Below are 7668 nucleotides of genomic sequence, written 5' to 3'. Positions count from 1 at the left end.
TGTGGCGATTGTTGGGTTCATAGTCCTACTTTCACAATAATCAATCAATATGGTAATCCGCCCATAGTACTTCACCTGGATTGTTATAGAATTCAAGACGAGAGAGAAATCATTGATATCGGTTCTGAAGAATGGTTAAGCGATAATCTAATTTGTTTAATAGAGTGGGCAGATAGAATTATAAATATTATTCCATCAGATGCTATCTTTATGTATTTTTATCATATAGAAAATGATAAACGAAAAATTGAAATACATAATTTAAATCCGGATTTTACTAATAAACTAATACAGAAATTGCCTCATCATTTTATAAATACTTAGTAATACACCGAATTAATTTTTTTGTTGTTTTTGAAGAGGTTGCACAGAAAGTTTAACCGGGATAGATGCCCCTGAAGACACAATTATTTCGATAGCCTGTTCCATAGTAATGGGACATTTATATATTTTTTCAGCAGGATAAAATTGCAATATTCCTACACTTATATTAGGTGTAGTAGGAATAAAAACTCTGTAATATTCTTTTCCATCGGGAAGTTTAATTTTTCCTAATAAAAGACCCATTGTGTAAATTCTGTCATGGGTAAAAGGAACAATCACAATAGAACGAGTATGATTGGAGGAAAACTGTTCTATAAAACTTACTGTCATTTGTTTTGCGGAGTTATACACGGTTTTTACTATGGGAATTTTTTTTATAATCATTTCAAAAAGAGATAAAAACTGGCGTATTAGAAAGAAACTTGAAAGTAGACCGACCAGATAAACAAAAATAATAATTAATATAACTGATAGAGGGGCTATTAAATAATCAGGATATTCTGGGAACCATTGAGTGACATAAGGAGTCACACGACCTACTGTAAAGTAATAAATAAATCTTAAAATAAGGAATGTTAAACCTAATGGAACAATAGCCAATATACCTGCAAAGAAATATCTTCGAAGTCTCCCCAAAATTTTAGGTATTTTCTTTTCTGCAATTTTATTTTCAGTCTGCATGTTTTTTCTCTATCTTTTGTAATTCTTGCAGTATATCTGAATCTGCTTTTAATATCTCCGGGGTAACAACACCACCCGATAAAACCATTGTTACAATTTCATCCATCGGAATTTCCATTTCATCCTTTGCATCCTCCTTAGGAACTAATTCAAAATATCCACTCGTAGGGTTAGGTGTAGTAGGGACAAAAACTGTGGTAAATGAGCCCAGCCCTTCTATCTCTACAGAGTTTGTTATTAAAGCAATACTCTTAATTCCGGGAAAAGGGAAGTCAATAAATGTTGCAGGACCAGATTTACTCTTCTCTTCTTTTGCTTTTGTAAATACTGTCACAATTTGTTTCGTAGCATTATATACAGTCTTTATAAAGGGTATTCGTTCTAAAATACTTTCGAATAAGTAAAAAAGCCTGCTACCAATATACATATTGGTTATGACACCCAGAAAAAAAATCCCTAATACTATTAATATTAGAGAAATAGCAGGGACAAAATAGTCGGGCACAGTATAGAATATTCTTTTAGTAAGTGGTCCTAATTTATTGTATAACAAGAAGTAAAGAAATTGTATCACATAAAAAGTTACACCCAATGGTATGATGACAATTAACCCTGTAAATATTCGATTAAGTACAGAACTTTTCAGTCCCCTAAAAAATCGCATCAATAACACAATTAATCTTAATTTTAAGGAAGGAGTCATAAAAATTTAGACTATGTGATTTTTTTCTAATTCAATCCCGTCACCAATTCTTAGATAGGGCAAGTCATTAATAATTGGATATACAATCTTTTTATCTTCCCTTATTAACCCTCCATCTAAATTCTCATTGACAGGGTCCCCGTCTCTATTTACTACTTTGCCCTGTTGGATAGATTTATTAATCTTTTTTAATAACTCATCATCAACTAATTGTAAGGGTTGTTTTGTTTCAGGACATACCAATATCTTGAGTAATTCCTGTGAAATCATAGGGATTCTCCTAAAACCCAAAAATTATGAGTTTTCCTCTTTCTTGTTTTCTTCTATACTTTCTTTCTTAGCCTCTTCGCCCCCTTTGACAGCGTCTTTAAATTCTGCAATGGCTGTGCCTAAAGAGCGACCTAATCCTGCAATTTTATTTCCACCAAATAAAACGAGGACTATAATTAAGATTATGAATAATTCACCCATTCCTGGTGTCCACATATATTGTTCCTTTCTAAACAGGGTTATTTTTTACTAAATCTTTAACACTTAATTATATTATACTCCCAGGTTACATTCGGTTTCTAATTATAACGCTTTGTTCCAATTTTATGGATACACCGAAATTTATATTTGAGAAATATGTCTGTAAAAAGAGATAATATATAATAAATTTTTTGAATTATAGATAATTTCGTTATAGAAAACCCCAAAAAAAGTATTAAAGGAGTGTTTTTTTATGTCCGACAATTCATATATGAATAATGAAGAAAATAAAGAAGGTTGTGGTCGAGATTTTATTCATCAAATCATTGACGAAGATTTAAAATCCGGAAGATATACGGGTGTTGTAACTCGTTTTCCCCCAGAACCTAATGGGTATCTTCATATCGGTCATGCCAAGTCTATATGCTTAAATTTCGGTCTTGCGGAAGAGTATAAAGGTAGATGCCATCTGAGATATGATGATACCAATCCATTAAAAGAAGAACAAGAATACATTGATGCCATCCGTGAAGATGTAAGATGGTTAGGTTTTGATTGGGGAAAACATGAATATTATGCATCTGATTATTTTGAACAACTTTACGAATGGGCTATTGATTTAATAAAAAAAGGAAAAGCCTATGTTTGTGATTTATCTCCGGAGGAAGTCAGAGCATATCGAGGCACATTAACAGAACCCGGGAAGGAAAGTCCGTATCGTAACAGGTCCATAGAGGAAAATTTAGACCTTTTCCAAAGAATGAGGGCAGGAGAATTCCCAGATGGTTCAAGAACACTTCGTGCAAAAATTGATATGGCTTCGCCCAATTTAAATATGCGTGACCCTGTAATGTATCGTATTATACGAGCAACCCATCCCCGAACGGGAGACAAATGGTGCATTTATCCTATGTATGATTTTGCTCATGGTCAATCGGATTCTATTGAGGGCATTACCCATTCCATCTGCACATTAGAATTTGAAGACCATCGTCCACTCTATGATTGGTTTATTAAAGAAATAGGGATATACGCTCCCCGACAAATTGAGTTTGCACGATTAAATCTAACATATACAGTTATGAGTAAAAGAAGGCTTCTGGAACTCGTTCGTGAAGGATATGTCCGTGGATGGGACGACCCCAGAATGCCTACTATATCTGGGCTTAGAAGAAGAGGTTACACACCTGAATCTATCAGACAATTTTGCAAGTTGATTGGCGTAGCAAAAGCAGATAATACTGTAGATATTGCCTTGCTTGAATATTGTATTCGCGAGGATTTAAATAAAAAAGCCAATAGATATATGGCGGTTTTAAATCCTCTAAAAGTAGTTATCGAAAATTATCCCGATGACCTTACCGAAGAAATGGAAGCAGTAAATAATCCTGAAGACCCATCTATGGGAACAAGAAAAGTCCCTTTCTCTAAGGTAATATATATTGAACAAGAGGATTTCATGGAAAATCCACATCCTAAATTTTACCGTTTGGCACCTGGGAAGGAAGTTCGTTTGAGATATGCTTACTTTATAAAATGCACTGATGTAATAAAAGATGAAAATGGAAATGTAATTGAATTGCGTTGCACTTACGACCCGAATACCAAAGGTGGGAATGCTCCTGATGGTAGAAAAGTCAAAGCAACTTTACATTGGGTATCTGCCAAACATGCTTTTGATGCAGAAATTCGTTTATATGATTATCTCTTCTTAAAACCAGACCCCAGTGATGTTCCTGAAGGTTCTGATTGGAGAAGTAATATAAATCCTAATTCATTACAAGTATTATCTCACTGTAAATTGGAACCCGAATTAAGAAAACTTAATATAGGGGATAAGGTGCAATTTGAAAGACAGGGCTATTTCTGTGTTGACCCCGATACTACCCCTGAAAAAATGGTATTTAACCGCACGGTAACCCTTAAAGATGAATGGGCAAAGATTAAATCCAAATTGGATGCTCATTCCAAATAATTTTTACATTCTTACTTAATAAATAGGTCTGTGTTTAATCCTTTTAAAAAATTTAATAATTTTTGTGATTTTTTACATCGTTTTCATGCATAATTATTATATACTGTTTTTTAGTGGTAGATGGAAATATAAAATACTATTTTAGGGAATTAAAATAAGATGGGCAAACACAGGAATATAATTATACAATTATTAACTTTTCTTTTTATTATTTTAGCGTTTAATTGTTTTTCATTGGATATTTATAAGAATGCTTCTTATTTAGAAAATTATTTCTTTCAAGCGGGACAGAACCATCATTATTTCGCTTTTTCAAAAAATCAATATTTTGAAATCACACCAGGTAGCCTAAAAATTTGGATATGGAATCCTATAAAAAACTCTTTTTGCGAACCCGTAGAACTTCGCTTTCTCAACAATGAAGGTAATACTGTCTTTGGTAGCGAAAAGTCTGATGTAGCATATAGTTACTATTCGGGAAATAATCAATATGATTGGATACATAACAGTTATGCCTATAACAAATTGTGTATTCCAAATGTTTATGAAGGAATTGACCTTGAATTTTACTTTAAAGATTATGAATTAGAGTTTGATTTTATCATCAACTCTCAGGTGAATATTAATCAAATCTGCTGGGAAATCCGTGGAAATAATGTTGAAACATATATAGAAAATAACAAATTAGTTGTTATTAATAACGAAGGTTATATATACACTTTTAGCATTCCAGAAATATATAAATCTGCATATAAAAATCCAGAAAATGTTATTTCTCAAACTGCTTGTTTTTTGGGATTGGACAAAAATACATATCAAATTTTCGTTGATAACCATGACACAAATTCTGAATTGCTTATAGACCCAATATTAACGCTATCTACATATATATGTTTTCCATCATCCAATGGTCCCTCTACTTTATTTGACAAAATGTGTTTAGATTACTACAACAATGGTGTAGCTATTGCTGTAATAGGAGGAAGCATTAAGTTCCCCAACTCATCGGGAACAGATGTTTCCGGATTTTTATGTAAATTGTCCCCACAATTAGGAAAAACTCATCATATTGTTTTTATAAATGGAGTGGGTGAAGATTATATAAATTCTATTAGTCATTTTATAAATGAAACGAATGATTCTATCTTTATAGGCGGGAAAACAAATTCTCCTAACTTTCCAACTGTTAACCCTGTTCTACCTTTAACTATGCCTCTAAATGGGAACGGAACACCAGGTGAATTTGATGGTTTCCTAATGATGCTTGACAAAGATTTAAACATAAATTTTTCTACATTCATCGGTGGGTCAAGATATGATTCTATTGAAGATTTAACTATAAACAACAATAATTTACTTTTTGCAGGTAATACTACATCTACAGATTTAACTCTAATAAATTCTTCACCAAATATAAGAAAAGACTTACTTACAGATGGATTTTGGGGAGTATTAAGACTTTCTCCGGACCCATTAGTATACCGATATTTAACCCAATTAAATATAAATGGAATTGAAGTTAAAGATATAGAAGCATATTCACCAATAATATACCTTTGTGGAAATACAACTGTTGGCTCACCTTATTTTAACCCAATAATACCTGAAGCATCTGTCCAAGGAAAAGATATTTTCGTTCAAGCCTATTTATATTATGAAGGAACAACAACCCCTGATGTTTCTTTATTATCTTCCTCATTTTTTGGAGGTTCAGGTGATGATATATTAGAAAAATCTATTGTTCTTTATACAAACACACTTTGTTTAGCAGGAAACACATATTCAAATGATTTACCAAACCCCATCTCAGCCATACCTGAGACAATCTCCGAACAGACCTATCCTTTCCTTACATTAGTGAATATGTCTACAGGAAAATTATTGGGTACTACCTATATCTTTGGTAACGGAACAGATGTTTTAACAGATATAAAAACATCGAATACATCTTCAAATACATTTTTCATTTCAGGCTATACGAACAGTTCCTTTGAAAATTTTGCATGGAGCAAAATATCTTTTACATCAAATCCCTTCAATACTCAGTTGAATAATGGGATGAATGAAAATTTTGATGCTATGATATGGAGACTACAATGGGATAGTATAGAAAATAAAAATACAATTACACCAACTTGGGGAACATTTTTAGGGGGTACTTCTAATGATACTGCATTGTCTATTGGTGTTCTTGACAATAATAATATTTGTTTTTCAGGGATAACAGAATCTCCTGATTTTCCTTTACAGGGATGTCGAACTATCGCACCTGCATATTTACCAAGTTATTATTTATCTGCATTTAATATATCAGGTAAAGTTATATATGTAAATCCAGGTAGTTCTTCTACTCCTACAGATGGAAGTTCCTGGGAAAAAGGTTACCATACTATTTCAGAAGCAATCAGTTCCGCTAACAATTATGATGAGATATGGATTAAAACTGGGGAATATCATGAAAGGATTACAATTAATGGTCTTTCAAATATTATCTTGCGGGGTGGCTTTTCTGGTTCTGAAGCGAACATAGATGAAAGAAATCCATTACAAAATCCAACTAAAATTATACCTATTCAGGTAAAAGGAACAGGGGTTTTAGGGACACCTACCTTAAATATAACCTCTTGCATGAATATAGAGTTAGAGGGACTTATTTTTGAAGAAGGAAATAACATACTCGGGAATGGTGGAGCCATTGATATTTCTAATTCAACAGTTCATATTTCATGCTCTACATTTTATAAAAATATGTCATCCGTAGATGGTGGTGCTATTTACATAAATAATTCGTATGCAAATCTTACAAATTGTGTATTCGTCCGAAACTCTTGCGCTGGAAATGGTTCTGCTATTTCTGCTAATGAATCTACATTAAAACTTATACATTGCACATTTGCTAACAATTTTAATCACAATAACGGGGATATCAGCACTGTAAATATTCAAGGCTTAACATCCATGTTGATGATACTTAATTCAATAATCTGGGCTAATGAAGGCAATACACAGGTTCAAATAAATTATCCTGAAATTATTTCCCCAGAATATCTAATATTTAGCCATTCTATTATCCAAAACTTTAGCCTCTTATCTACACCTCCCTCATCAGAAGCCATACTTGATACAGACCCTCTATTTATTGAAAACCCATCTGAAACATCACCCGGCAATTTAAATTTGTCTTTAGAATCACCTGCTGTAAACCTTGGCGACCCAATTTCCTTATCTTATGAGTATGGTGCTGTTACTGAGGACATTCGTCGTAAACCGAGAATATTTATGGGAGCAATTTGCAAACCTGATGCTGGAGCCTTTGAAATATTTCCTGCTCCACCACCTCGAATTACACTTTTAGGGGATAATCCGTTATATTTAACATTAAATCAACCCTATATTGAACCTGGATATGAAGCCAGAGATGGGTGTGGTGCTGATATAACTTCTATTGTAGATATTTCTTCTAATGTAAATACCGAACAGACAGGAGAATATTCAGTAGAGTATTCGGTAATAA

7 protein-coding genes are annotated in these 7668 nt (G+C 32.9%); 3 read left to right on the top strand and 4 right to left on the bottom strand.

Annotation, left to right across the window (positions count from 1 at the left end; translation table 11 throughout):
- Positions 1-324: tRNA (adenosine(37)-N6)-threonylcarbamoyltransferase complex ATPase subunit type 1 TsaE (locus tag PLA12_14035; GenBank protein HOQ33607.1), on the top strand; the 324-nt coding region annotated here is incomplete at its 5' end.
- A 12-nt stretch (positions 325-336) separates the two neighbouring features.
- Here PLA12_14035 and PLA12_14030 read toward each other — a convergent pair.
- The 4 genes from PLA12_14030 to PLA12_14015 all read right to left on the bottom strand — a co-directional run bounded on the left by PLA12_14030 (position 337) and on the right by PLA12_14015 (position 2194).
- Positions 337-1005 (bottom strand): DUF502 domain-containing protein, encoded by a 669-nt coding sequence (locus tag PLA12_14030; GenBank protein HOQ33606.1) that lies wholly within the window; start codon positions 1003-1005, stop codon positions 337-339.
- Positions 995-1510, bottom strand: coding sequence for a DUF502 domain-containing protein (locus PLA12_14025; GenBank protein ID HOQ33605.1), 516 nt, complete (start codon positions 1508-1510; stop codon positions 995-997). The genes PLA12_14030 and PLA12_14025 overlap by 11 nt, the downstream gene beginning before the upstream one ends.
- Positions 1511-1714: 204 nt before the next feature.
- Positions 1715-1978 (bottom strand): Trm112 family protein, encoded by a 264-nt coding sequence (locus PLA12_14020; protein HOQ33604.1) that lies wholly within the window; start codon positions 1976-1978, stop codon positions 1715-1717.
- Positions 1979-2002: 24 nt separating this feature from the next.
- The gene (locus PLA12_14015) at positions 2003-2194 is read right to left on the bottom strand and encodes a twin-arginine translocase TatA/TatE family subunit (GenBank protein ID HOQ33603.1); all 192 of its coding nucleotides are present in this window, start codon (positions 2192-2194) and stop codon (positions 2003-2005) included.
- Positions 2195-2432: 238 nt separating this feature from the next.
- Between PLA12_14015 and PLA12_14010 the strand changes: the two genes are divergently transcribed.
- Both PLA12_14010 and PLA12_14005 read left to right on the top strand, forming a co-directional pair.
- Complete coding sequence (locus tag PLA12_14010) at positions 2433-4154, top strand: glutamine--tRNA ligase/YqeY domain fusion protein (protein ID HOQ33602.1); 1722 nt, start codon at positions 2433-2435, stop codon at positions 4152-4154.
- A 159-nt stretch (positions 4155-4313) separates the two neighbouring features.
- On the top strand, positions 4314-7668 hold a 3355-nt coding region (locus PLA12_14005; protein ID HOQ33601.1), incomplete at its 3' end, for a DUF5011 domain-containing protein.

It is taken from the genome of Candidatus Hydrogenedens sp. (assembly GCA_035378955.1).
Taxonomy (GTDB): domain Bacteria; phylum Hydrogenedentota; class Hydrogenedentia; order Hydrogenedentales; family Hydrogenedentaceae; genus Hydrogenedens.
Note: the sequence above shows the minus strand (reverse complement) of the source record. Positions and strands in the feature narration are given on the sequence as shown.